1 protein-coding gene is annotated in these 1166 nt (G+C 63.0%); it reads left to right on the forward strand.

Annotated elements, in window-relative coordinates; translation table 11 throughout:
• A partial coding sequence (gene tuf, locus AXA74_RS23665; RefSeq protein ID WP_032955810.1) for an elongation factor Tu occupies positions 1–1166 on the forward strand: 1166 nt, incomplete at its 3' end.

The raw sequence follows: 1166 nt of genomic DNA on the forward strand, positions 1-1166 counted from the left end.
ATGGCAAAAGGCAAGTTTGAACGTACCAAGCCGCACGTGAACGTGGGTACGATTGGTCACGTTGACCACGGCAAAACGACGTTGACGGCGGCGATCACGACGGTGCTGTCGACGAAGTTCGGTGGCGAAGCCAAGGGCTACGACCAGATTGACGCGGCGCCGGAAGAGAAGGCGCGCGGCATCACGATCAACACGGCTCACGTTGAGTACGAGACGGAGTCGCGTCACTACGCGCACGTTGACTGCCCGGGCCACGCTGACTACGTGAAGAACATGATCACGGGCGCGGCGCAGATGGACGGCGCGATCCTGGTGGTGTCGGCGGCTGACGGTCCGATGCCGCAGACGCGCGAGCACATTCTGCTGAGCCGCCAGGTTGGCGTGCCGTACATCATTGTCTTCCTGAACAAGGCGGACATGGTTGACGACGCCGAGCTGCTCGAGCTGGTGGAGATGGAAGTCCGCGAACTGCTGTCGAAGTACGACTTCCCGGGCGATGACACGCCGATCGTCAAGGGTTCGGCCAAGCTGGCGCTGGAAGGCGACAAGGGCGAACTGGGCGAGCAGGCGATTCTGGCGCTGGCCGCGGCGCTGGACTCGTACATTCCGACGCCTGAGCGGGCGGTGGATGGCGCGTTCCTGATGCCGGTGGAAGACGTGTTCTCGATTTCTGGCCGCGGCACCGTGGTGACCGGCCGTATCGAGCGCGGTGTGGTGAAGGTTGGCGAAGAAATCGAAATCGTGGGCATCAAGCCGACGGTGAAGACGACGTGCACGGGCGTGGAAATGTTCCGCAAGCTGCTGGACCAAGGTCAAGCGGGCGACAACGTGGGCATTCTGCTGCGCGGCACCAAGCGCGAAGACGTCGAGCGTGGCCAAGTGCTGGCCAAGCCGGGTTCGATCACGCCGCACACGGAGTTCACCGCCGAGGTGTACATTCTGTCCAAGGAAGAGGGCGGGCGTCACACGCCGTTCTTCAACGGCTATCGTCCGCAGTTCTACTTCCGCACGACGGACGTGACGGGCACGATCGACCTGCCCAAGGACAAGGAAATGGTCCTGCCGGGTGACAACGTGACGATGACGGTCAAGCTGCTGGCCCCGATCGCCATGGAAGAAGGTCTGCGCTTCGCTATCCGCGAAGGCGGCCGTACCGTTGGCGCCGG

This window comes from Bordetella hinzii LMG 13501 (assembly GCF_001548475.1).
GTDB lineage: Bacteria > Pseudomonadota > Gammaproteobacteria > Burkholderiales > Burkholderiaceae_B > Bordetella > Bordetella hinzii.